Consider the following 23,419-nt stretch of genomic DNA (forward strand, 5'->3'; position numbering starts at 1 on the left):
GGCTCAGCGCCGCTGGCGCTTCTCGCGCACGCGCACTCCGATCTGGATGGGGGTGCCGGTGAAGCCGAACTCCTCGCGCAGGCGGCGCTCGATGAAGCGCCGGTAGCCGGCGTCGAGAAAGCCGGTGGTGAAGATGACGATCCTGGGCGGGGCCACCTGAACCTGGGTGGCGAAGAGGATGCGGGGCTGCTTACCGCCGCGCACCGGGTGCGGGGTCGCGGACTGCAGCTGGCCCAGGAAGCCGTTGAGCCGGCCCGTGGGCACACGCGTGGTCCAGCCCTCCAGGGCGGCGTCGAAGGCACGCACGAGCCGGTTGGTGTGCCAGCCCGTCCGGGCGGCCAGGTTGATATGGGGGGCCCAGGAGACGTGGGCCAGATCGTGCTCGACCTCCCACAGGAGCATCTTCTGACGCTCCTCGTCCACCAGGTCCCATTTGTTGTTGACCAGGACCAGAGCGCGGCCTGCGTCGACGACCTGCTGGACGACACGCACGTCCTGCTCGCTGATCGGCTCGGAGGCGTCCAGAAGGACGACGACGACCTCGGCCTTGTCGATGGCGCCCTGCGTGCGCAGCACCGCGTAGTAGTCGGCGCCCCGCGACTGCTTGACGCGCCGGCGGATCCCGGCGGTATCGACGAAGACCCACTGGCGCCCGTCGAGCTCGATGATCTCGTCGACCGGGTCACGGGTGGTGCCCGCGGTCTCGTTGACGACGACGCGCTCCCTGCCCGCGATGGAGTTCAGCAGCGAGGACTTGCCGACATTGGGCCGCCCCACGAGGGCAACCCGGTGCAGGTCCCCCTCCGGCGCTGCGGTGGCCACGGCGGAGACCTCCGGGAGGACCTCCATAACGGCGTCGAGAACCTCGCCGCTGCCCCGGCCGTGCAGGGCCGAGACCGGGAAGGGCTCTCCTAGCCCCAGGTTCCACAGAGTGGCGGCGTCCCCCTCCTGCGCCGGGGAGTCGACCTTGTTGGCGGCCAAGACCACCGGCTTGCCGCTGCGGCGCAGCATCCGCACCACGCGGGCATCGGTCTCGGTGATGCCGACCTGGGCATCGACGACCAGCAGGACCGCGTCGGCCATCTCGACGGCGACCTCGGCCTGGGTGGCCACGGCGGCATCGAGGCCGGCCACGTCCACCTCCCAGCCGCCGGTGTCGACAATGGTGAAGCGGCGCCCGGCCCACTCCGCCGGGTAGGAGACTCGGTCACGGGTCACACCGGGGGTGTCCTGGACGACGGCCTCGCGGCGGCCCAGAACCCGGTTGACGAGTGTCGACTTACCCACGTTGGGCCGGCCGACGACGGCCAGGACCGGCAGCCCGGGCTCGACGCTGTCACCGGCGGGCAGGCCGCCGTCGGCATCCAGGAGGGCGAGGTCCTCCTCATCGAGCTCATAGTCACCCAGGCCCTCGCGCATGGCCCGGGCTCGCAGGTCCTCTTCAGCGTCGCGCCGGGCGGCGGAGTCGGCGGCCTCCTCCACCAGGTCCAGGACCCGCTCGACGGACTGCTCCAGGCTCAGCTCCGAGGTGTCCACCAGGGTGACGCCCTCGGGCGCGGTGAGGAACTGGGAGACCGTGGAGTCATCCCGGTCGCGGCGCACCACTTGGTCGCGCAGGGCGGCGGCGTCGACCTGCTTGCCGGCGGCTTCCAGGTCCCCTGCACGGCGGGCCAGGCGGGCCTCCTCCGAAGCGGTCACCAGCAGGCGGGCGTCGGCGTCGGGGGCGATGACGGTGGTGATGTCACGTCCTTCGGCCACGATGCCGGCTCCTCCGGAGAAGGAGCCGGTGTGCCCGGTCGCCTCGAAACGGATGACGTCGCGCTGACGGCGGGCCAGCTCGGCACGTACCTCGAGGTTGGTGGCGACCTTGGAGACGATCGTGGCGACGTGCGGGTCACGGATCGCGGCCGCAACGTCAGTACCGTCCACGGTGAAGGTGGGGTTCTCGGGGTCCAGCCCCATGTGCAGCGGCATCGCGGCGACGGCATCGGCGACGGCCGTCTCATCGGCCAAGTCGACCCCCTCATGCTCGCACCACCAGGCGGCCGCCCGGTACATCGCACCGGTGTCGAGGTAAGCCAGTCCGAGTGTGGCGGCCACACGCCGCGAGACGGTGGACTTGCCCGATCCGCTCGGCCCGTCGATCGCGACGACGATTCCCATGGTGTCCTCCAGCAGGGTCCGATTCCGGTCATGAACTGGGCCAAGCGTCCCACACTCCGGCGCGATACTGCGGATCAGGCCCCATGAGTACTGACACAGGGACTTCCGCAAACGGATTGACTGGTTTCAACCCGCGACGACGCGCCAGCCCTTGACGTCCAGGGCCTCCTCCAGCCCCTGAGCGGCTGCCGGCAGGACGGAGATGAGCGCAATCCCGGCGCTCTGGCCGGCCGAGTGCTCCAGGGAGAAGTCCTCGATATTGACACCGGCGGCGCCGACGTCGGAGAAGAGCCGACCGAGCTCGCCGGCGGCGTCGGGCACGAGGACCTGGACCTCGGCATAACGGCGCGGCGCCCCACCGTGCTTTCCGGGGATACGGGCCCGTCCGGCATTTCCCCTGGCCATGACGTCGGTGATCGCTCCGACGGCTCCCGGGGCAATGGCATGGGCAGCTCCCGGAGCCGTGTACTCGGTACTGTCCGGCTCGCAGGCGGCCGCCTCGATGCCCTCGATCAGCGCACTCAGGTCGTCGCTGATCTGGCGCAGCAGATCGGCCACGGGCCCGGCGTTGCCCACGATGATCGCCGACCACAGGCGCGGATCCGAGGCCGCGATCCGGGTGACATCGCGAAGTCCCTGACCCGACAGGGCCAGGGCGCTCTCCCCCAGCTCCTCCAGGCGGGCGGCCACGAGCGAGGAGATGAGCTGAGGCATGTGAGACACGGCGGCGACGGCAGCGTCGTGCTCCGCCGCCCCCATGCGCACCGGGGTGGCCCCCACATCCACCGCCAGGTTCCTGACGATGAGCTCGGCCTCCGGATCCGAGTCCTGGCCGACAACCACCCAGGGGCGCCCGGCGAAGAGGTCGGAGTCCGCGGCGCCGGCGCCCGAGCGCTCCCGGCCGGCCATCGGGTGGGAGCCGACGTACCGGCACGCCTCCGCTCCCGCTCGGGCCCGGACCTCGGCAACAACCCGTTCCTTGACCGAGGCGACGTCGGTGACCACGGCATTCGGGTGGGCGGTCAGCTGCGCAACGACGACGTCGGCGGTCACGTCGGGAGGAGTCGCCACGACGACGATCTGTGGCTCGGGGCTGTCCTTCCCATGAAGTGCTCCCGCCCCCATGTCTCGGGCCAGTGCCAGTGATGTGGGCGAGGTGTCGGAGAGCTGGACCTCGACACCCGCCGTCCACAGCGCCAGGGCGAGCGAGGTTCCCAGCAGCCCGGTGCCGACGATGAGTACCGGGCCGTGCGTGGACACAGACGTCCGCGGCTCGGGCGTGCTCACAGCCCGACCTCCCGCTGCAACGCGGCGATCTCCTCGCCGCTGAGCGGGCGGGTCTCACCGGGGCGCAGGTTACCCAGCCGCAGCGGTCCCAGCCTGGTGCGCGCCAGGCGCGTGACCGGGTGGCCGACGGCGTCCAGCATGCGCCGCACGATGCGGTTCTTGCCGGAGTGGAGGGTGATCTCGACGATGGAGCCGCGTGGCCCGGAGTCCTTGACGGTGACTCGGTCCGCCCGGGTCTCACCGTCCTCGAGCGCGATGCCGCGCCGCAGCTTGCGCGGCACCCAGGGCTCGACCTGCCCCTCGACGATGGCGACGTAGGTCTTGGCGATCTCGAAGCTGGGGTGCATGAGCCGGTGGGAGAGCTCGCCGTCGTTGGACAGCAGGAGCAGCCCCTCGGTCTCGGTGTCGAGACGGCCCACGTGCACCAGGCGCAGTGAGTCGGGCAGCTCGGGGTGCTCGGCCAGGTAGTCGAGTCCGTACTGGGCCACGGTCGGGCGGCCCTCGGGGTCCTCCATGGTGGTGACGACGCCGGCCGGTTTGTGGAGCATAAGGGTGATGAGCTCGGGGTTGGTGAGGATCCGGCTGCCGTCGACACGGATCTCCTGGGTCAGCGGGTCCACCCTGACGCCCGGTTCAGTGACGGTGATGCCGTCGACGCTGACGCGGCCGTCGGCAATGAGCTGCTCGCAGGCGCGGCGCGAGGCGACTCCGGCGTGGGCCAGCACCTTCTGCAGCCGCTGTCCGGAGGCGACATGCGGGTCGTCCTGACCGCCCTTGGAGGCGCGCTCACGCATGGTCAGCAGACGGGACTCCTCGTCCTCGTCGATGGCCTCGGCGTCGAAGGCGGCCAGGTAGGCGGAGTCAGTCTCCTCGTCCAACTCCTCGAGGTCGTCCTCGTCATAGAACTCCTGCGCTCCGAAATCGCTGTGGGGTACGGACTCGGTTCGGGCGTGGTGGTTTTTCGGGGTCATGGGGTCCTCCTACCGGCCATCTCATCGGCCTGTTCGACGATCTCCCCCAGTGCCTCGACGCGGGGAAGGTAGGGAGCCAGGGGTGGTAGCTCGTCCAGGGAGTCGATTCCCAGGTACTCCAGGAAGTCCCCCGTGGTCCGGTACAGAATCGCACCGGAGGTCTCAGCTCCGGCCTCCTCGATGAGGCCGCGGGCATGCAGAGTGCGCATGACGCCATCAACGTTGACACCGCGAATCGCTGCGACGCGACCGCGGGTGACCGGCTGGCGGTAGGCGACGATGGCGAGGGTCTCCAGCGCGGCCTGGCTCAGGCGCGCGGTGGCTCCGCCAACGATGAACTGCTCGACAAGGTCGGCGTGCTCGGGAACAGAGGCGAAGCGCCAACCGCCGGCCGCCCGTCGCAGGAGGAAGCCGTGGGATCGGCTGCCAGGCTTCTCTCCCCGGTACTCGGCGGCGAGGTCCTCGAGCAGCTCCTCGGCCGATCGCTCCTCGATGCCGAGGGCCTCGGCGATCGAGGCGGTGACCACCGGTTCGTCGGCGACGATGAGGATAGCCTCGGCGGCGCTGCGCAGCTGGGGCTCGACGGCGTCGCTCATGCGAATTCCTCCTCAAGCTCGGTCAGGTCCTTGGAGGCCATCATGCCGGTCAGATCATCCTGTCCTGCGCACCAGGTCACGGTGATCTCACCCATGGCCTCGATCTGGTCCAGCGCGGCGCTGCCTTGCCGGTGGAGGATGAGCAGCGCCAGGAACCGGGCCACGACGACGGCCGTGCGCTCAGCGTCCTCAATGATCTGGGTGAAGGTCAAGGTTCCTTCGCGGCGCAGCCTCAGCGCGATGAGACTCAGCTGCTCGCCGACCGGCACTCGCTCGTGAAGGTGGACGGTCTGGACACCTGGATCCTTCGGCCGGGTAAAGGCTCCGACCGCCAACCGAGTGAGCTCCTCCGGAGTAATGGTGGCCACGAGCCTGGGCAGGAGCGCCGCCAAGTGCGGTTCCAGCGCCACGATGCGGGGATGGCTGCGTGCGGAGGTCTCCGCACGGTGGCGGAAGGCGGCTGCCGCCTCCTTGAAGGCCCGGTACTGCAGGAGCCGGGCGAAGAGCAGGTCACGGGCCTCGAGCAGCTCGAGGTCGGGCTCCTCATCGTCCTCGTCGTGGGGCAGGAGGCGGTGGGCCTTGAGGGCCAGAAGGGTGGAGGCCACCACGATGAACTCCGACGCTCGCCCCAGGTCCCAGTCAGAACGCATGTGAGCGATGAAGTCGTCGGTCACCTCCGCCAGCGCCAGCTCGGTGACATCGAGCCGCTTACGGGCGATAAGGCTCAGGAGCAGGTCGAAGGGGCCCTCGAACTGGGGTAGGGCAACGCTGAACCCGGGCAGCCTGGGTGGGCCCTGAGACTCCTGGTCCTGCGGTTCAGGCGACATCGCCGCGGGCGATGACCTCGCGGGCCAGCCGGCGGTAGGCGTCCGCACCGGGATGGGAGGGCGCGTAGCTGGTGATCGGCTCGTTAGCCACGGAGGCGTCCGGGAACTTGATCGTCCGCCGGATACGCGTGTCGAAGAGCTGCTCACCGAAGGCCTGCTCCAGGCGCTCGAGCACCTCGCGCGAGTGCAGAGTGCGGGAGTCCACCATGGTGGCCAGGATGCCGTCTATCTCCAGGGTGGCGTTGAGACGGTCCTTGACCCGTTCGACGGTCTCCACCAGGAGAGCCACTCCGCGCAGCGCGAAGAACTCGGTCTCCAGCGGGATGATGACGCCGTGGGAGGCGGTCAGAGCGTTGATGGTGAGCAGTCCGAGCGAGGGCTGGCAGTCCACGAGGATGACGTCGTACTCGTCGAGGACGGGACGCAGCACCCGCTTGAGGGCCTGTTCACGAGCGACCTCGTTGACGAGCTGGACCTCCGCGGCGGACAGGTCGATATTGGCTGGGACGATGTCGAGTCCCTCCACGGTGGTCTCGTGGATGACGGTGCGGATGTCCGGACGGCTGGCGACGAGCAGGTCGTAGATCGTGGAGTCGAGCTCGTGGGCGTTAATGCCCAGTCCGGCCGAGGCCGCCCCTTGAGGGTCGAAGTCGACGATGAGGACCTTGCGCCCCAGCTCGGCCAGCGCCGCACCGAGGTTGATCGTCGTCGTGGTCTTGCCGACGCCGCCCTTCTGGTTGCACATGGAGATGACCCGCGCGGGGCCGTGCGACTCCAGCGGCGCAGGAACGGGGAAGTCCTTCTCCTCGCTCTCTTCGGTGCCGGGGTTGTCTATCAGGCCTGGCTGGATGGAGTCGTTCACGATATCCAGCCTAGTCGAAAGCCACCCCACCTCGCCCAGTTCAGACGGGACACGCCAGAGAACACCCCGAGCACGATCCTACTTTCAGATGGAATCCGGTCCACACTCAGGATTTCTTCACGAAAAAGCGGATCCTATGGCACACCAGAACCTGGATCAGAGGCTTCATACCAGCGCTCGCGGATGGCTGGTGGCGTAGACCTCCCGCAGGTGGTCGACGGTGACCTTCGTGTAGATCTGGGTGGTGGTGACCGAGGCGTGTCCGAGCATCTCCTGGACGACGCGCACGTCCGCGCCTCCGGCCAGCAGGTGGGTGGCGAAGGAGTGCCGCAGGGTGTGAGGCGAGATGTGACGCTCGGTGGAGGCTCCGGCTCCGGTGAGCCCAGCTCGCTCTGCAGCCTGCTGCAAGACGGCCCAGGCGCTCTGCCGGCTCAGGGGCCTGCCCAGGGTGTTGAGGAAGACCTGCGGTACTCCCCTGCCCTTCTCCGCCAAGGCCGGCCGGCCTCGAACCAGGTAGGCGTCAAGCGCCTCCCAGGCGTAGGTGCCCATGGGGACCACGCGTTCCTTGCGTCCTTTGCCGAACAGTCGCAGCAGCCTGGAGTCGGCGTCGAGATCGTCGACGACGAGCCCGACCGCCTCGGAAATGCGGGCGCCGGTGGCGTAGAGGACCTCCAGCAGTGCCCGGTCCCGCAGACTCACCGGGGAATCGTCGATACTGGCGGCTTCCAGAAGGCGGCGGACCTCCTCGATGCTCAGGGCCTTGGGTAGCCGCCTGCCGGGCTGAGGCGGGCGCACTGTGGCCGAGGGGTCCTGCGAGGTGGTGCCCTCGGCCAGGAGAAACTTGTGCCAGCCGCGTACGGCGGTGACAGTTCTGGAGGCCGACGACGAGGCCAGTGGGCGGGCGCCGTCGGCTCCGGTGCGCAGCGCCTCGAGGAAGCCGGTCACGTCGTTGCGGCTCACCTCCTGCGGGGCCTCGATGCCGCCGGTTCTCAGATAGCGCAGGTAGCGGCCCAGATCGCGCTCGTAGGCACTCAGGGTGTGGGGGCTCAGCCCACGCTCGACGCGCAGATGCGCGAGGTAGCCGCGTAGCGCCCGGTCCAGAGCGTCGCCACGCGGATCCTGGGTGGTACCGACGGCCGCGGCCGTCGTCTTCGCCGTGCTCGTCGCAGCCAGCCGATGCTCAGCCGAGCTTGGCGACCAGGCCGAGCCCGACGATCGTGATCGTCCAGGTGATGGCCACGGCCACGGTGATGCGGTCGAGGTTGCGCTCGGCCACGCCGGAGGATCCGGCTGAGGAGGAGATGCCGCCGCCGAACATGTCCGACAGACCGCCTCCCTTGCCCTTGTGCAGGAGGATCGACATGATGAGGAAGAAGCTCGAGAGGACGAGCAGCACCTGAAGGACGATACGCACCACGTTCACGCCGCATTCCCTTCGTCGTTGGTTTCGTCTTGCTGTGGGGGCCTCACGCCGTTTGGGGCCGACGCGGTCCTCGAAGGAGACGTGCGCCCCCACCTGCCCGCCTGGCAGTCTACCTGCAACACGTCGGGTCCCGGACACCGCGTGGTGTGAGGTGTCCGGGACCCTGGCTATGAGTGCTGAGAGTCTGCGGGGAACCGGTGGCAGCCGGACCCTCATCGAGACCCAGGCTGCTCAGGAGTAGAAGCCCGCCATGGCGGCGAAGGAGTCGGCCTTGAGGGAGGCTCCGCCGACAAGCGCACCGTCGACATCGGGCTGGGCCATGAGCTCCTTGATGTTGCCGGGCTTGGCGGAGCCACCATAGAGGATACGGGTGGCATCGGCGGTGGCGTCACCGTAGTCGGCGCGCAGGGCCTCACGGATCGCTCCGCACACCTCCTGGGCGTCCTCGGCGGTGGCGGTCTCGCCAGTGCCGATGGCCCAGATGGGCTCGTAGGCGATGACGATCTTGGCGACGTCCTCGCCGCTCCACCCCTCCAGGGCTGCGCGGATCTGCCCCAGGACGAACTCGACGTGGGTGCCCGCCTTGCGGATCTCGAGGGCCTCACCGCAGCACAGGATGGGTGTCATACCGGCGTCGAGCACCTTGCGAGCCTTGGCACCCACAAGGGCGTCGGACTCGCCGTGGTACTCGCGGCGCTCGGAGTGGCCCATGACCACGTAGCTGCAGCCGAGCTTGGCGAGCATCTCGGTGGAGATCTCACCGGTGTAGGCGCCGTTGTCGTGGGTGGAGACGTCCTGGGCGCCGTACTTGACGCTCAGGGAGTCGGCCTCGACGATGGTCTGCACGGTGCGGATGTCCGTGAAGGGCGGGATCACGAGGACCTCGCACTTGGCATAGTCGTGGTCGTGGTCCTTGAGCTCCATGGCCAGGCCCTGGACGAGATGGTTGGCCTCGAGGTGGTCGAGGTTCATCTTCCAGTTGCCCGCCATGAGCGGAGTGCGATTGCTCATCTAGGTTGCCTTCCTTCAGTCTTCGAGCACTGCGATACCGGGCAGGGTCTTGCCCTCGAGGAGCTCGAGGGAGGCACCACCACCGGTGGAAATGTGGGAGAACGTAGCCTCATCGAAGCCGAGCGTGCGCACGGCCGCGGCGGAGTCGCCACCACCGATGACGGAGAAGGCGTCGGACTCGGAGATCGCCTTGGCCACGGCCTTGGTGCCCTCGGCGAAGGCCGGGAACTCGAAGACGCCCATGGGGCCGTTCCACACCACGGTCTTGGAGGTGGCAATGGCGTCGGCGAAGAGCCCCCGTGTCTTGGGACCGATGTCCAGCCCCATCTGGTCAGCAGGCAGCTCGTTGGAGAGCACGACGGCGGCAGGGGCATCCGCGGCGAAGGTCGGAGCCACAACGGTGTCAACGGGCAGGAGAAGCTCGACGCCGTTGGCCTTGGCGGTCTCCAGGTAGCCCTTGACGGTCTCGATCTGGTCCTTCTCCAGCAGGGAGGTGCCCACCTCGTAGCCTTGGGCGGCCAGGAAGGTGTAGGCCATACCGCCACCGATGAGGAGACGGTCGGCCTTACCCAGCAGGTTGGAGATGACGCCGAGCTTGTCGGAGACCTTGGAGCCACCGAGCACAACGGTGTAGGGGCGCTCGGGGTCGTTGACGGCGCGCCCCAGGGACTCGATCTCCTTGACGACGAGCAGACCGGCCGCCGAGGGCAGCAGCTTGGCGACATCGTAGACGGAGGCCTGCTTGCGGTGAACGACACCGAAGCCGTCGGAGACGAAGACATCGGCCAGGGCGGCGAGCTCGGCGGCGAAGGCCTCCCGCTCAGCGTCGTCCTTCGAGGTCTCGGCGGCGTTGAATCGCACGTTCTCCAGCAGGACGATCTCACCGTCGCCGGCAGCGGCGACGGCCGCCTTGGCGGACTCACCGACGGTGTCCTCGGCGAGGGTCACCTTGGCACCGGTGACCTCGGCGAGGCGCTTGGCGACAGGAGCCAGGGAGTAGTCGGGATTGACCTGCCCCTTGGGACGCCCTAGGTGGGCGGTGATGATCACCTTGGCGCCGGCGTCGAGCAGGGTACGCAGGGTGGGCAGAGCCGCCTGGATGCGGCCGTCGTCGGTGATGTTCTTGTCGGCGTCCAGCGGCACATTGAAGTCGGAGCGGACCAGGACTCGCTTGCCCTTGAGGTCGCCCAGGGACTCGATGGTCTTCATAAAGCCTCTCATCGGTTGTGGGTGATGGTATTGGGGATCGGACGGACGGCGCCCGCGCACGCATAGCGTGGCGCGGGCGCCGTCTCCTAGAGAGTCATGCTCTCGGTCTGGTCTCAGGCGAGCTTGGAGCCGACCAGGGCGGTCAGGCGGACCAGGGCGTTGGAGTAGCCCCACTCGTTGTCGTACCAGGAGAGGACCTTGACGAGGTTGCCGATGACCTTAGTCTCGGTGGCGTCGAAGATCGAGGTGTGCGGGTTGCCCACGATGTCGGTGGAGACGATCGGGTCCTCGGTGTACTCGAGAACGCCCTTGAGCTCACCCTCGGCGGCGGCCTTGACGGCGGCCTTGACGGCGTCGACGGAGACCTCCTTCTCGGCGATGAAGGTCAGGTCGGTCAGCGAGCCGGTCGGGGTGGGGACGCGCACGGCCAGACCGTCGAACTTGCCCTTGAGGGCGGGCAGGACGAGGGCCACGGCCTGAGCGGCACCGGTCTTGGTGGGGATCATGTTCAGCGCGGCGGCGCGAGCACGGCGCAGGTCGCTGTGCGGGGCGTCGAGAACGCGCTGGTCACCCGTGTAGGAGTGGATGGTGGTCATGATGCCGCGCTCGATGCCGAAGTTCTCGTGGAGAACCTTGGCCAGGGGGGCGAGGCAGTTGGTGGTGCACGAGGCGTTGGACACGATGTTCATCGTGGCGTTGTCGTAGTCGCCCTCGTTGACACCCATGACGAAGGTGCCGTCGACGTTCTTGGCGGGAGCGGAGATGACGACCTTCTTGGCGCCACCATCGAGGTGGGCCTTGGCCTTCTCGCCGTCGGTGAAGAAGCCGGTGGACTCCACGACGACCTCGACGCCCAGGTCGCCCCAGGGCAGGTCGGCGGGGTTGCGCTGAGCGAGCACCTTGATGTGCTTGCCGTTGACGGTGATGCCATCCTCGTCGTAGGAGACCTCGCCGTTGAAACGACCGAGGATCGAGTCATACTTGAGCAGGTGGGCCAGGGTCTTGTTGTCCGTCAGGTCGTTGACGGCGACAACCTCGATGTCGGCGCCCTGCTCGAGGGCGGCACGGAAGAAGTTGCGGCCGATCCGGCCGAAGCCGTTAATACCAACGCGGGTGGTCACTTTGTGTCCTCCTAGTGCGCCGGTTGGCGGCGCACGGTTGCTGGGCTCTTCTCACACACAGCGTGTGCTCCGGAACATCTTCAGCTCACATCCGATTCAGCTCCGGCACGGCAGAGTCTAGCCACACTGGGCAGCCGCTGGGAGCCGTCGACCACGCCACGGGCGAACACTGTGATGCACAAACCAGCCTCTGCGGCAGCCATGACCATCGACCACCCCTAGAGCCAGGACCGAGGTCCCATTCTATGCTCAGGGCTCGAGCATCTCCTGAGTGAGAACCGACTCGGTGTCAGGGATGCCCAGCTCGTGCGCCTGCTTGTCCGCCATGGCCAGAAGCCGGCGAATGCGTCCGGCAACGGCGTCCTTGGTCAGCTGCGGGTCGGAGAGCTGGCCAAGCTCCTCCAAGGACGCCTGCTTGTGCGCGATGCGCAGCCGACCGGCCTGAAGCAGGTGAACAGGGACGTCATCCCCCAGGATCTCGAAGGCACGTTCGACCCGAGCCCCTGAGGCCACCGCAGCGCGGGCCGAACGACGCAGGTTCGCGTCGTCGAAGTTGGCCAGGCGGTTGGCGGTCCCCCGCGACTCGCGCCGGGATCGGCGCTCGGCCCACACCTTGAAAGCCTCCGGCGCCCCCATCCTCTCCAGGAGGATACCGATGGCCTCTCCGTCACGAACGACGACACGGTCGGCCCCGCGCACCTCCCGCGCCTTGGCGGAGATATCGAAGCGCCGTGCAGCCCCGACAAGGGCCAGTGCGGCCTCGGATCCGGGACAGGTGACCTCCAGGGAGGAGGACCGGCCGGGCTCAGTCAGCGAACCGCGGGCCAGGAACGCGCCGCGCCAGGCGGCGGCAGCGGCGTTGCGCCCTCCTTGAACGACGGCGACCGGCATGCCGCGCACCGGACGTCCACGATCGTCGACCAGCCCTGAGAGCCGGGCCAGGTCCTTGCCCCGCTGAGTCACCCGCAGCACATAGCGAGATCCTCGGTGCAGGGAGCCGCCCTGAACCACCATGACCTCGGGCTCCATTCCGTAGAGCTCCTTGAGGTGCTGGTGCAGCCGGCGTACAGCTCCGCCGTGGTCGAGCTCGGCCTCGACGACGATGCGCCCGGAGACGATGTGCAGCCCCCCGGCGAAGCGCAGCATCGCAGAGACCTCCGCCCGTCGTTGGGCGGCGTTCTCGGTGACGACGAGCGCGAGCTCATCCTTGACGGTAACCGTCAGCGACATAGGTGGGCTCCTCGTGATCGGTTCTGATGAAGTGGTTGAAGCTGCTGGTGGCACTCGAGTCCAGTCGGTGTGTCACTCACGAGGACACGGACCGGCAGCAAGCGAAGCAGGCGGGACGAAGGCACGTGGTGCGGCCGGAGGCTCATCTAAGAAAATTCCTAGCAGTAGCACCCTGCTGCTGGCTGGGCGGGGCCGCGGAGAATTATGAACGATGGCGAGCATCAGGATTCTTCAATGAGTCCATTGTCACGATTCACTGTGATCCGTATTGACATGATCCATCAGGCCTTGTCGGTGACATCCCCCAGCGCCCCCTCGAAGGCGTCCCGGAAGGCGGCCGCCAGGCGCAGCGGGTCGTGGTGGCACAGGGCCTCACCGGTACGCACCTGCCGCAGGACGACGGCCGCCCCCATCACCGAGGCTACCGCCTCGAGATCGTCAACGTCCTCGACGGTTGACGGATCGGCCAGCACCACGTCCAGGCGCAGATCGGGTGCGTACTGCCTCAGAACCCGTAGATGGTCAGCACTGGTCATACCATCGGTCTCGCCCTGCTGCGCGGAGAGGTTGAGGACCACGACCTTGCGGGCCGAGGTGTTCACCAGCGCCTGACGCATGGCGGGCAGGATGAGGTGAGGAAGCACCGAGGTGTACCAGGAGCCCGGCCCCAGGACCACCCAGTCCGCCTCATCGATGGCACGCAGCGCCTCCGGGTGGGCATCGGCGTCCTGAGGAACCATTCCCACGTTCTCCAGACGTCCTCGGGCCGAGGCCACAGCCACCTGCCCGCTGACTCTACGGCTGGTTCCTCCCGAGACGATGTCCGCCTCGATAACCAGAGGCGAGGAGGACATAGGCACGACCCGGCCATGGATCGTCAGCAGGCGCCCCACCCAGTCGAGCCCGGCGACGTCGTCTCCGAGCAGCTGCCACAGGGCCAGGATGAGCAGGTTTCCCAGCGCGTGGTTATCGAGCTCACCCTGCCCCTCGAAACGGTGCTGGAGCACGTCGCGCCAGGTCAGGCCCCACTCGGAGTCGTCGCACAGAGACGCCAGCGCCATCCGCAGGTCTCCCGGCGGCAGGCAGTCGAACTCTCGGCGCAGGCGCCCCGAGGAGCCGCCGTCGTCAGCGACGGTGACGACGGCGGTAAGCCGGTGACTGATGTGCTTCAGAGCCCGAAGCGTGGCCGATAGGCCGTGGCCTCCTCCCAGTGCGACGACGGCGGGGCCCTCCTCACCGCGACGGGGCCACCCCGCCACATCGATCGTCGTTCCCACTGCCTACTCCCGTCCCAGGTCACGGTGCTGGACGACAACCTCGAAGCCCGCTCTGCGCAGCCTGACCCCGAGCCTCTCCGCCGAGGCCACGGAGCGGTGCTTGCCGCCGGTACAGCCCACCGCCAGGGTAACGTGAGGCTTGAGCTCATCAACATACTGCGGAAGTGCGGGAATGAGCAGATCCGCATATCCGTCGACGAAGGCGGCCGCGCCCTTTTGGGCAAAGACATAGTCGGCCACCGGAGAGTCTCGACCGGTGAGGTGGCGTAGCTCGGAGACCCAGTAGGGGTTGGGGATGAAGCGCACGTCCAGGACATGGTCGGCGTCCAGGGGGATGCCGTACTTGAACCCGAAGGACATGACGTTGATACGTAGAGCCAGGTCCGACTCGTGCGCCACGAGCTCGCGCACCCGCCGGGCCAGGTCGTGGACGGAGTAGCTGGAGGTGTCGATGACGATGTCGGCCACACCACGCAGCCCTCCGAGGAGAGTGCGCTCGTGCTCGATACCGTCGAGAACGGAGCCATTGCCCTGCAGCGGGTGGGGCCGGCGCGAGGACTCGAAGCGCCTGACCAGGGCGGCGTCGGAGGCGTCCAGGAAGATGAGCCGCACGTCTGTGCCGTTGTCCCGGACCTTGCGCAGGTAGTCCATGAAGTGGGAGAAGAACTCCCGGCTGCGCACGTCGACCACGGCGGCCAACCGGTGCACGCCGGCTCCAACAGTCGTCATCATGCCGGACAGAGCCGGCAGCAGCTGGGGCGGAAGGTTGTCCACCACGTACCAGTCGAGGTCCTCCAGGGCGTTGGCCGCGCGTGAGCGCCCGGCGCCGGACATGCCTGTGACAATGATCAGCTCGGGCCGCTCAGCGGGCGGAACCGGAGGGGTGGCCTCATCGAGGGCCGGGATCTCGATAGGAACCGTGTCCTGAAACCGCTTGCGCTTGCCGGAGGAAGACTGGGGGCGGCGCTCGTCATGCATGTCCCAAGCATCGCACGTCCGGGGGCACTATCCGCCGCCGACGCCGGATTACCGGTAGCGTTTCACCGTTGCCCGTACACGTTCTCGCCGGTTCTCGGCACCCAGACGCCAGGAGGTCCCATGAGCCCCTCCCGCATGTCCGATCAGGCCCCTTCATCCCCGTCCGCGTCCCAGGAGACTCCGACGCCGCAACCCGGTGCCCCGGTCCTGGGCACGCCCTGGACTCGCAGCGCGACGAAGGTGGCACTGCTGGGTGCCGGTGAGATCGGTAAGGAGGTGACGATTGCGCTCAGCCGTCTCGGAGTAGAGATCACGGCTATCGACCGCTATGACGGGGCCCCGGCCCAGCAGGTGGCCCACAACGCCCTGACGGTGGACATGAGCGACCCCGAGGCGCTCACCGCGGCCATCCGTTCCAGCGGCGCCACCATCGTGGTCCCCGAGATCGAGGCACTGGCAACCGACGCCCTCGTGGCCCTGGAGCAGGCCGGCGAGGTGCGGGTGGTGCCCACGGCCCGCGCGGTGCAGCTGACGATGAACCGTGAGGGGATCCGCCGTCTGGCGGCTGAGGAGCTGGGACTGCCGACCAGTCCCTACGCCTTCGCCTCCTGTCTGGAGGAACTGGTGGCAGGCGCCCAGCAGGTGGGCTTCCCGTGCGTGGTCAAGCCGGTCATGTCGTCGTCGGGCCACGGCCAGTCGGTGGTGCGCGGCCCGGAGGACCTGGAGGCGGCATGGCGCTATGCGGCAGCCGACGGACGGATCAACCGTGGCCGGGTCATTGTGGAGGGCTTTGTCCGCTTCGACACCGAGATCACTCTGCTCACGGTGCGCTGGCGTCATCCAGGCACTGGCGAGACGGTGACGAGCTTCTGCGAACCGATCGGGCACCGGCAGGTCGACGGAGACTACGTCGAGTCCTGGCAGCCACAGAGCCTGAACCAGGCTGCCCTGAAACGGGCCCAGCAGGTGGCCGAGGCCGTGACCGCGGCGCTGGGCGGCTGGGGTCTGTTCGGCGTCGAGCTGTTCATCCGCGGGGAGGAGGTCCTCTTCTCTGAGGTCTCGCCCCGCCCGCATGACACCGGCCTGGTGACCTTGGCGAGCCAGCGACTCAGTGAGTTCGAGCTGCACGCCCGAGCTCTGCTGGGGTTGCCCGTGGACACCTTGCTGCGCTCCCCCGGCGCCTCGGTAACCATCAAGGCCACCGGTGACTCCGCGCACGGTGAGGGAGTGAGCTTCGCCGGCCTTGATGAGGCACTCATGCAGCACGGTGTGGACCTGCGCCTGTTCGGCAAGCCCGAGGCCCACCCGGGTCGGCGGCTGGGCGTCGTCGTGGTCTGCGCCGACGACGTCCAGATCGCCGGTGACCGAGCGCGCGCCGCTGCCCGAGCGATCCGTCCCAGCGTCTGAGCCGGTCACCCGGACTGCGAGGCCTCGGCAGACAGTCCCCGTCTACTCCTGCGTCGGAGGCACGAGTGCTACCCCGTTGGAGGCGATGACGTCGCGGTACCAGTCGAAGGACTTCTTGCGGTACCGGGCCTGGGTGCCGCTGCCGTCGTCGTCGCGATCCACGTAGATGAAGCCGTAGCGCTTGGACATCTGGGCTGTGGAGGCCGAGACCAGGTCGATACAGCCCCAGGAGGTGTAGCCCAGGACCTGCACGCCGTCGGCAATGGCCTCCCGGACCTGGAGGAGATGGTCGTTCATGTAGGCGATGCGGTAGTCGTCCTCGACCGTGGGGCCGTCAGTTCCCTCCACGAGGACGTCCTTGGCCCCCAGGCCGTTCTCGACGATGAACAGGGGCTTGCCCCAGCGGTCCCAGTAGTCGTTCAGGATGGTGCGCAGGCCCGCCGGGTCGATCTGCCAGCCCCACTCGGAGGCCTCGAGAGTGGGGTTGGGAACCCCACCCATGAGGTTGCCCTTGCCGGCCTCGGCCGACTGGGTGACGGTCTCGCACACGGACATGTAGTAGGAGAAGGACACGAAGTCGACGGTGTGCTCCCGCAGCAGTGCGCGGTCCTCCTCGGTGATCTCCAGCTCGATGCCCTTGTCCCGCAGCGTCCGCCGCAGGTAGCCGGGGTACTCGCCGCGCACGTGGATGTCCCCGAAGGCGTAGTTGGAGCGCTCAACCTGCTTGGCGGCCCATACATCGCGGGGGTCCGGGGTGAGCGGGTAGGTGGGCACCGCCAGGATCATGCAGCCGATCTGGATGTCGGGGTTGAGCTCGTGGGCGATCCTGGTGGCGGCCGCGGAGGCGACGAGTTCGTGGTGGATGGCTTGGTAGAGGTCCTGCTCACTGAGCTTGGCCTTGGGGGTGGCGATGCCTCCGGATAGGAAGGGCTCGTGGAGCACGGAGTTGATCTCGTTGAAGGTGAGCCAGTACTTGACCCGTTTACCATAGCGCTCGAACAAGGTGCGGGCATAGCGCTCGAAGAAGCCGATGAGGCGGCGGTCGGTCCAGCCGTCGTAGGTGCGAGCCAGGTGCAGCGGGGTCTCGTAGTGGCTGATGGTGACCAGCGGCTCAATTCCGTGCTTCTCGAGCTCGTCGAGGACCCGGTCGTAGAAGGCCAGTCCCTCCTCGTTGGGCTCGGTCTCGTCGCCGAGCGGGAAGATGCGGCTCCAGGCGATGGAGAAGCGGAAGACCTTGAAACCCATCTCCGCGAACAGGGCGATGTCCTCGACGTAGCGGTGATAGAAGTCGATCGCCTCGAGCTTGAGATTATCCGCTGTGGGGGCCTGGGTGGGCGGGGCCATGATGCCCCGAGGCATAACGTCCTGAACGGACAGGCCCTTGCCGCCCTCGTTGTAGGCGCCCTCGATCTGGTTGGCGGCGGTGGCCCCGCCCCACAGGAAGCCGCCGGGGAAGTTCGGATTGCTCTCGGAAGTAGTGGACGTGGCGGTCATGTGCGTGTCTCCTGATGTGTTCTCTCAGTTTCGGTTCATCGGTGAGGTATCGGTTCAGTGGTCGATCTCGACCACGGTGGTACTGATGGTGACCTCGCCATCAACGATCGGGACGACGGCGCCCAACGAGGCGGTGTTGGTGACGACGAGGATCGTGGTGGGGTCGTAGCCGGCATCGCGAACCACCTTGAGATCAGCGTCCACCAGAGCCTCACCACGCCCGACTCGTTCACCGGCGCTCACTTTGGGGGTGAACCCCTCTCCCTTGAGATTGACGGTGTCCAGGCCGACGTGGATGAGGACCTCCACACCGTCGTCGGTCTTGATGCCATAGGCATGGCCGGAGTCCATGGCGGTGACGACGGTCCCAGATGCCGGTGCGACGACGTGACCATCGGAGGGGATGATGCCGACTCCGTTGCCGAGAGCTCCGGAGGAGAAGACCGGGTCGGCGACGTTCTCCAGCGGCATGGCGGATCCGTTCATCGGTGAGGTGAGCGCGGTGGTGGACTCGGCATCACTCTCTTCGGACACGGCCGTGGAGGGCTCATCCGATGCCGGGTCCTTGAATCCGAGGACGAGGGTGAGAGCCAGGGAGATGACGACGGCGACGGCCATACCGATGACGACCAGGACGAGGTTTCCGTGGTTGATCAGCGCAGGAACACCGATGAGGGAGGGGAAGACGAAGGAGGTGGAGGCACCGTTTCCTGCTGCGACAATGACGCCACCCACGGCACCACCGATGCAGCCGTAGAGGAAGGGACGTTTGAGAGGCAGGTTGACACCGTAGATCCCGGGCTCGGTGATGCCGGCCAGGAACCCGGACAGCGAGGCAGGTCCGGCCAGCTCCCGCATCTTCTTGCTGCGCGTGCGGATCATGACGCCGAGGGTCGCTGCCGCCTGGGCCAGAACAGCGGGGAAGATCGGTCCCGCCATGAGGGAGAAGCCCGGGTCGTTGTACTGGGCGATCATGACCGGCACCAGTCCCCAGTGCACGCCGAACATGACAAAGACCTGCCAGAAGGCTCCCATGACGGCTCCGGCCACCCAGGGCACGTGCTCGAAAAGCGCGTTCATCAATGAGGCGATGCCGTTCGATGCCGTGGTCGTCACCGGGCCGACGGTGATGAGGGTCAGGGGGACCATGACGAGCAGCACGAGCAACGGCACTGAGAAGTTGCGGATGGCTGAGGGCAGAATCCTGGTCAACCAACGCTGTAGATGGGACTGGAACCACACGGCCACAATGATCGGGACAAGCGAGGACGTGTAGGAGGCCATGACCACCGGAATACCGAAGAAGGTGACCTGGCCACCGGCGTCGTTGAGCGCGACGATCTCGGGATACACCAGGGCTCCGGCCAGGGCGACGGCCGTCATCTCATTGGCTTTGAAGTAGCGCGCCGAGGTGATGGCCAGCAGGATCGGTAGGAAGTACAGGGCTGAGTCACCCGCGGCATTGAGGATCGTGTGGGTGGTCGAGTCCTCCTTCAGCCATCCCAGCGTAGTTGTCAGTGTCAGAAATGCCTTGATGAGGCCCGTTCCCGCAAGCGTCCACACCACGGGGTTGATGAGGGCCGAGACCATCTTGATGAACCGGTCGAACAGGTTGCCGTCGTTGCCGGTCGATTCATCGACGTCGCCGGTCAGGTTGGTGAGCCTGACCAGTTCTTCGTGGAGCAGCGGCACGTCGTTGCCGATGACCACCTGGTACTGGCCGCCGGCCTGTACCACAGTGACGACGCCGTCGAGTGCTTTAACAGCCTCGGTGGAGGCCTTGGACTCGTCCTTGAGGACGAATCGCATACGGGTTGCGCAGTGGGTCATGGAGGCGATGTTCTCCTCACCTCCGACATTGTTCAGCAGCCGCGGCGCCAGCGCCGCATAGTCGACCTTCGCCATTGATGTCCTCCTGAGTGAGCGACCGCTTCCAGGAAACAAAAAAGACCCGAGACAGTGACAGCGCGTGAACGCTGGAGTGTCTCAGGTCTTGCCCCGGCCGGGTCACAATCCTACGAATTCCTCGTCGAAATTCACTAGAAACAATATAAACGATCGGACCACCGAACAAGACAGAATTCTGTGCTACGCATCACTCTGCGTGGTCTGCTGCAGGGAAGAGGTCAGCCGTGCGATGTGCAGGGCGAGGTAGGCGGTCTCATCATCAGTGACGATGGTGTTCAGGCGAATCTCCAGCAGATCCCTGATACGCCGGGCCACCCTGTAGGCATCGGGGTCGGAGGTGCGCAGGGCCTCAGCGACCAGGGAGGACGTACCATCCTCGATCTGCACCGCGGTGCGTGCGCGCACCAGGAAGTAGCGCAGGTGGACCGCGAAGCGCGCAGCGTTGACGGAGTCCGCATCAAAGGCTTCACCAAAGGACTTCTCCAGCAGTCCCATGACCTGACCAATGAGTCTCGACTGCTCACTGGCGGCCTGGGCCGAGGGAGCACCGATGGCAGCGGTGAAGAGGTGGAGGGCCAGTGCGACAGCCTCACCGCCAGGCAGCTGGACCTCCTGCGCGGCGTTGATCTCCTCGACCATGGCCTCGGCCAGCTGCAGTTCCTCGGGATGCAGGTGGGCGACCTCGGCGCGCAGCGGATAGTCCATGGCTAACCCTTGGCGAACGCGCTCCATGGCCTGGTTGATGTGGTCGACGACGGCGATCAGGGTCGAGGAGGGAACATCCGTGTTCAGGCCCCGGGCCGCCTTACGGAAGACCCGCTCGATGAGTGCCAAGCGCTCCAGCGGGATCCCGGCGATAACCTCCGCCACCGATTGGGCGTTATCGGCCAGGACGTAGCGACGGGAGATGAGAGAGGCGTCGACGTCCTGGCCGCGCTTGCGCTGAAAGCCGAGGCCTCGGCCAGTCAGGATCGCCTCACGCCCAATCTCGTCGCGCGCGAGCACGACATTGTTGTTGAGCACCCGCAGTATCTCCACGAACTGATTGTGCCATGAGCCGCTCGCCCCCGAATGGCGAAGAGCGAGCGCCCACTAGCACGAGATGGGAGATGACCCAGGATAGCCCCGATGCCGGTGTGACCGACCCAGTCCCACTCAGTCCTGGAGGCCCACCATGACGGAGGACGCCTTGACGACAGCAACCGCCTTCTTTCCCTCTGCCAGCTCGAGCTCCTCGATAGCCGCGTTGGTGACGGAGGAGGTGATGATGACGCCGGGAGCAACCTCAATCTTGACGACGCCGTTGACGGCCCCCTTCTCAATGGAGACGACGGTTCCGGGCAGCTGGTTGCGGGCGGAGATCTTCATGAAAGCTTCCTTTCGAGTTGATGCCTGCCAGTCCAGAGCACTGTGAAATCACACTACTATTCAATATCTGGACTGTTGAGATGAGCCAAAATACTACCCGCCAAAGCCGGACCGATGCCCTTGACACGGGTGATGTCATCCACATCTGCTTGCCGGATCCGTTTGACGGAACCGAACTCTCGCAGGAGCGCAGTCTGGCGTGCGGGTCCCAGACCGGGGATCCCGTCCAGGACGGAGCGGGTCATACCGGACGAGCGCTTCTTGCGGTGGTGGGTGATGGCGAAGCGGTGGGACTCGTCACGCAGGTGCTGGAGCAGGTAGAGGGCCGGGGACGTGCGCGGGAGGATGACGGGGAACTCCTCTCCCGGCACCCACACCTCCTCCAGGCGCTTTGCCAGTCCGATGAGCGGCACGTCGATGCTGAGCTCGTCGAGGACGGCGCGGGCGGCATTGACCTGCGGCAGGCCTCCGTCGACGACGACCAGCCCGGGCGCGTAGGAGAAGCGTCGGGCCCGACCGGTCTCAGGGTCGATGGGACCGGAGGCGACGGCGACACCCTCGGCGTCCTCGACCTCCTCGGCCACCCGGATGGCGGCCTCGCCCTGCCCCTGCTCGGCGATGAGCCGTTTGAACCGCCGGGTGAGGACCTCGTGCATGGCCGCAGTGTCATCAGTGGCGCCGTTGCCATCCGGGCCACGCACCGTGAAGCGGCGGTAGTCCGACTTGCGCGGCGCACCGTCCTCGAAGACTACCATGGAGCCGACCTGGTAAGTGCCCTGGGTGTGGGAGATGTCGTAGCACTCGACACGCAGGGGCGCCTCAGGCAGGTCGAGGGCCTCGGCGAGCTCATCGAGTGCCAGGGCCCTTTGGGTGAGGTCACCGGCGCGACGAGTCTTGTGCAAGCGCAAGGCCTCTTCGGCGTTCTTGCGCACTGTGCCCATAAGAGCGGCCTTGTCCCCGCGCTTCGGGACACGCAGATCGACCTTCCCCTCGCGAAGCCCTTCCAGCCAGGCACGCACGGTGGCGGCGTTGCTGGGCATCTCGGGGACCAGGATCTCTCTGGGCACCGCGGTGGTGGCCGTGTGGGCGACGTCGTCGACGCTGGTGGCGGCCGACTCGCCGCTGCGCCTGGAGGAGGTGTGAGAGGGACCATTCTGTCCGCTGCGAGGCTGAGGATTGGAAGGGGCGCGGTCACCCACCCCGACTGAGGTGGTGGTGCCCGAGGAGGTGGGGGCCCCACCCAGGTGGATGGCCCCATCGTCGGCGGGATCGAGGAGGGAGGCATAGACCTGCTCAAGGAGGCGTTCGATGAGCTCGGCGTCTCCGGCGTCGTCAATGAGGTCGATGACCCAGCCACGCTGCCCACGTACCCGGCCGCCGCGCACGTGGAAGACCTGGACCGCGGCCTCAAGCTCGTCGCGGACCAGCGCGAAGACGTCGGCATCGGTGGCGTCTGGCAGGACGACGGCGTTGCCCTCGATGACCTTGCGCAGCGCGCCGGCGTCGTCACGCAGGCGGGCCGCCTTCTCGAAGTCGAGGGCTGCCGCGGCAGCCTTCATCTCAAACTCCACCTGGCGCAGATAGGGACCGGTGCGGCCGGCCATGAAGGCACAGAAGTCCTCAGCCAGCGCCCGATGATCCTCCGGGCTGATGCGGCCCACGCACGGCGCCGAGCACTTGTCGATGTAGCCGAGTAAGCAGGGGCGTCCCGATGCCTGGGCGCGGCGGAAGACACCTGCGGAGCAGGAGCGGACGGGGAAGACGCGCAGCAGCTGGTCGACGGTCTCGCGGATGGACCAGACCTGGACGAAGGGCCCGAAGTAACGGGTGCCGGGTTTGCGGGCACCGCGGACCACCTGGACCCGGGGGTAGGTCTCCCCCATCGTCACCGCCAGGTAGGGATAGGACTTGTCGTCCTTGTACATGACGTTGAAGCGGGGGTTGAACTCCTTGATCCAGGAGTACTCCAGGGCGAGGGACTCGACCTCAGTAGACACGACGGTCCACTCCACGGCGCAGGCGGTGGTCACCATCTTCTGGGTGCGCGGGTGGAGAGCGGTGAGGTCCTGGAAGTAGCTGGACAGGCGCTGGCGCAGGTTCTTGGCCTTGCCGACGTAGACGACGCGTCCTTGACCATCCAGGAAGCGATAGACGCCCGGGGACGTGGGGATCTCGCCCGGAGCGGGGCGGTACGTCGAGGGGTCGGCCATGCCCGCTAGGGTAGACGCCAACCTCCCTCGTCCACGACGCGTTGCTCCACAACCGGTTCGCCACCCGCCCAAACGAC

At 67.2% G+C, this 23,419-nt stretch carries 20 protein-coding genes; 1 reads left to right on the plus strand and 19 read right to left on the minus strand.

What is annotated here, in order from left to right:
- Positions 1 to 3 precede the first annotated feature (3 nt).
- The 14 genes from der to rapZ form a co-directional block, all read right to left on the minus strand.
- Positions 4 to 2,163, minus strand: a complete 2,160-nt coding sequence (gene der / locus HMPREF9056_RS08620; RefSeq protein WP_009404495.1) for a bifunctional cytidylate kinase/GTPase Der — start codon at positions 2,161 to 2,163, stop codon at positions 4 to 6.
- Positions 2,164 to 2,289: 126 nt separating this feature from the next.
- Positions 2,290 to 3,450: a prephenate dehydrogenase gene (locus tag HMPREF9056_RS08625; protein ID WP_009404496.1), complete on the minus strand. Its 1,161-nt coding sequence runs from the start codon at positions 3,448 to 3,450 to the stop codon at positions 2,290 to 2,292.
- A complete protein-coding gene (locus tag HMPREF9056_RS08630) occupies positions 3,447 to 4,421 on the minus strand; it encodes a pseudouridine synthase (protein WP_009404497.1) in 975 nt (324 codons plus the stop codon). The genes HMPREF9056_RS08625 and HMPREF9056_RS08630 overlap by 4 nt, the downstream gene beginning before the upstream one ends.
- A complete protein-coding gene (gene scpB, locus HMPREF9056_RS08635; RefSeq protein ID WP_009404498.1) occupies positions 4,418 to 5,017 on the minus strand; it encodes an SMC-Scp complex subunit ScpB in 600 nt (199 codons plus the stop codon). Before scpB ends, HMPREF9056_RS08630 begins: the two co-directional genes overlap by 4 nt.
- Complete coding sequence (locus tag HMPREF9056_RS08640; protein ID WP_009404500.1) at positions 5,014 to 5,844, minus strand: ScpA family protein; 831 nt, start codon at positions 5,842 to 5,844, stop codon at positions 5,014 to 5,016. The genes scpB and HMPREF9056_RS08640 overlap by 4 nt, the downstream gene beginning before the upstream one ends.
- A complete protein-coding gene (locus HMPREF9056_RS08645) occupies positions 5,834 to 6,706 on the minus strand; it encodes a ParA family protein (RefSeq protein ID WP_003784854.1) in 873 nt (290 codons plus the stop codon). The genes HMPREF9056_RS08640 and HMPREF9056_RS08645 overlap by 11 nt, the downstream gene beginning before the upstream one ends.
- Before the next feature lie 165 nt (positions 6,707 to 6,871).
- Complete coding sequence (gene xerD, locus HMPREF9056_RS08650) at positions 6,872 to 7,807, minus strand: site-specific tyrosine recombinase XerD (protein WP_172635261.1); 936 nt, start codon at positions 7,805 to 7,807, stop codon at positions 6,872 to 6,874.
- Between the two features lie 79 nt (positions 7,808 to 7,886).
- Positions 7,887 to 8,129 (minus strand): preprotein translocase subunit SecG, encoded by a 243-nt coding sequence (gene secG / locus HMPREF9056_RS08655; protein WP_003784896.1) that lies wholly within the window; start codon positions 8,127 to 8,129, stop codon positions 7,887 to 7,889.
- A gap of 231 nt (positions 8,130 to 8,360) precedes the next feature.
- The gene (tpiA, locus tag HMPREF9056_RS08660) at positions 8,361 to 9,140 is read right to left on the minus strand and encodes a triose-phosphate isomerase (RefSeq protein WP_034514328.1); all 780 of its coding nucleotides are present in this window, start codon (positions 9,138 to 9,140) and stop codon (positions 8,361 to 8,363) included.
- A 15-nt stretch (positions 9,141 to 9,155) separates the two neighbouring features.
- Positions 9,156 to 10,349, minus strand: a complete 1,194-nt coding sequence (gene pgk, locus HMPREF9056_RS08665) for a phosphoglycerate kinase (RefSeq protein ID WP_034514329.1) — start codon at positions 10,347 to 10,349, stop codon at positions 9,156 to 9,158.
- Between the two features lie 113 nt (positions 10,350 to 10,462).
- Positions 10,463 to 11,470 carry a type I glyceraldehyde-3-phosphate dehydrogenase gene (gap, locus tag HMPREF9056_RS08670; protein ID WP_003784883.1) on the minus strand — a complete coding sequence of 336 codons (1,008 nt, stop codon included), beginning with the start codon at positions 11,468 to 11,470 and terminating at the stop codon, positions 10,463 to 10,465.
- 249 nt (positions 11,471 to 11,719) lie between these two features.
- Entirely contained in the window at positions 11,720 to 12,700 is a 981-nt protein-coding gene (gene whiA, locus HMPREF9056_RS08675; protein WP_009404512.1) for a DNA-binding protein WhiA, read from the minus strand.
- A 281-nt stretch (positions 12,701 to 12,981) separates the two neighbouring features.
- Complete coding sequence (yvcK, locus tag HMPREF9056_RS08680) at positions 12,982 to 13,977, minus strand: uridine diphosphate-N-acetylglucosamine-binding protein YvcK (RefSeq protein WP_009404516.1); 996 nt, start codon at positions 13,975 to 13,977, stop codon at positions 12,982 to 12,984.
- Between the two features lie 3 nt (positions 13,978 to 13,980).
- Complete coding sequence (gene rapZ / locus HMPREF9056_RS08685) at positions 13,981 to 14,955, minus strand: RNase adapter RapZ (protein ID WP_009404518.1); 975 nt, start codon at positions 14,953 to 14,955, stop codon at positions 13,981 to 13,983.
- A gap of 120 nt (positions 14,956 to 15,075) precedes the next feature.
- Between rapZ and purT the strand changes: the two genes are divergently transcribed.
- On the plus strand, positions 15,076 to 16,362 hold the full coding sequence (gene purT, locus HMPREF9056_RS08690; protein WP_009404520.1) for a formate-dependent phosphoribosylglycinamide formyltransferase: 1,287 nt from the start codon (positions 15,076 to 15,078) through the stop codon (positions 16,360 to 16,362).
- Positions 16,363 to 16,404: 42 nt separating this feature from the next.
- Here the strand turns inward: purT and HMPREF9056_RS08695 are convergent, their stop codons facing one another.
- From HMPREF9056_RS08695 to uvrC, 5 genes are all read right to left on the minus strand, one after another.
- A complete protein-coding gene (locus HMPREF9056_RS08695) occupies positions 16,405 to 17,856 on the minus strand; it encodes a glycoside hydrolase family 1 protein (protein WP_009404522.1) in 1,452 nt (483 codons plus the stop codon).
- A gap of 54 nt (positions 17,857 to 17,910) precedes the next feature.
- Positions 17,911 to 19,761, minus strand: a complete 1,851-nt coding sequence (locus HMPREF9056_RS08700) for a beta-glucoside-specific PTS transporter subunit IIABC (RefSeq protein ID WP_009404524.1) — start codon at positions 19,759 to 19,761, stop codon at positions 17,911 to 17,913.
- Between the two features lie 183 nt (positions 19,762 to 19,944).
- Positions 19,945 to 20,802 carry a PRD domain-containing protein gene (locus tag HMPREF9056_RS08705; RefSeq protein ID WP_009404526.1) on the minus strand — a complete coding sequence of 286 codons (858 nt, stop codon included), beginning with the start codon at positions 20,800 to 20,802 and terminating at the stop codon, positions 19,945 to 19,947.
- Positions 20,803 to 20,919: 117 nt separating this feature from the next.
- Complete coding sequence (locus tag HMPREF9056_RS08710; RefSeq protein WP_009404528.1) at positions 20,920 to 21,132, minus strand: molybdopterin-binding protein; 213 nt, start codon at positions 21,130 to 21,132, stop codon at positions 20,920 to 20,922.
- 56 nt (positions 21,133 to 21,188) lie between these two features.
- Positions 21,189 to 23,342: an excinuclease ABC subunit UvrC gene (gene uvrC, locus HMPREF9056_RS08715; protein WP_009404530.1), complete on the minus strand. Its 2,154-nt coding sequence runs from the start codon at positions 23,340 to 23,342 to the stop codon at positions 21,189 to 21,191.
- Positions 23,343 to 23,419 lie beyond the last annotated feature (77 nt).

Source organism: Actinomyces sp. oral taxon 170 str. F0386 (assembly GCF_000195595.1).
Taxonomy (GTDB): domain Bacteria; phylum Actinomycetota; class Actinomycetes; order Actinomycetales; family Actinomycetaceae; genus Actinomyces.